The following is a 1,087-nucleotide window of genomic DNA, read 5'->3' as shown; positions in this document are numbered from 1 at the left end:
AAATATGAGAAAGCTTTGCAGATATTTGGGATGCTTTTGATGGGAGAGCCAAGAAATGCAAGTCTTCATTATTACAAAGGTAATACGCTTCATAAGCTTAAGAGATATGAGGAGGCATTAGCAAGTTTTAGGGCAGCAATAAAGTTAAAGCCATGGGAGGGAGCATATTACTATGGCCTTGCCAGTAGTTATTACGCTGTTGGTAATGGGACTGAAGGGCTTGAGGCTTTACAAAAAGCGGTGTCTGCTTATGGGGCTTCAGAAAGAATATACCATAAACATAATATGCTTGCGGGATTTAAGGGTGTAGAAAACGGGAATCAAGAGATGCAATTGAATGTTGTGGCTCACAAAGCAATAGAGCCATGTAGTCATCATAAGCAATATGCAGGATTAAAAGTAGGAGATAATTATAGTTTTGGATTTATGAGATAAATATGCATACGAATAATTAGACAGAGAGGGTATTAGTGATGTTTATCTTATTTTACGCCTTCCCCCTTTTTCTTTTACAGATATAGCGGGGGAGTATGAGGGGGCTAGCATAGCCCCTCTCATATAGTTTTAGTTACACAAGAGAAAGGTAATTAAGGCTTCAGTTTGAAGAACATGAAACATAGTAAATTAAAAACTAACAAACAACCAAAAGGAGCAACGTAATGTTTAAAATAGCAAGAACAGCAAAACAAATATTTAATGTAGCAAGAAATGTGCCTAATTCATTACTTTCAAGTATTAACAGTGGGCTTAAATATTGCAGTCAAAGTAAAGGATATGTAGAGGATGCAGGCGATGAGTTTAGCTTTTTAAAGGCACTACCAAGTCAGTCAAGTAAGCCGTTAATTCAAGATAAATTTAAGGCTTTTAAGCCAAATCTTCAGAATTTAGAAAATCTAAAGTCTACGCAAGTGCTAGATTCAGCAGAGACTCGCAAACTAATATATGCAAGATTTGCGGATGAGATAGCAGCTAAGCCAAGTGATACTGAAGAGAATCATAACCTTGAGACCAAGAGCCATGCTACAAGAGAGCATGTAGAAACTTTTACGACTTACAATATTGCAGACGAGTTTAACGCATTCAGGGA

Annotated in this window: 1 protein-coding gene and 1 pseudogene; both read left to right on the top strand. The window is 37.0% G+C overall.

The genetic code is table 11. The annotated features are described in order from the left end of the window. Positions 1-435 (top strand): tetratricopeptide repeat protein (locus KYQ89_RS00865; RefSeq protein ID WP_218459937.1); only part of this gene is annotated, 435 nt, incomplete at its 5' end. A 224-nt stretch (positions 436-659) separates the two neighbouring features. After that, a pseudogene (locus tag KYQ89_RS00860) lies at positions 660-1,087 on the top strand (hypothetical protein); the annotation flags it as partial.

Origin of the sequence: Rickettsia sp. TH2014 (assembly GCF_019249195.1) — a bacterium.
Classification (GTDB): Bacteria; Pseudomonadota; Alphaproteobacteria; order Rickettsiales; family Rickettsiaceae; genus Rickettsia; species Rickettsia felis.
Note: the sequence above shows the minus strand (reverse complement) of the source record. Positions and strands in the feature narration are given on the sequence as shown.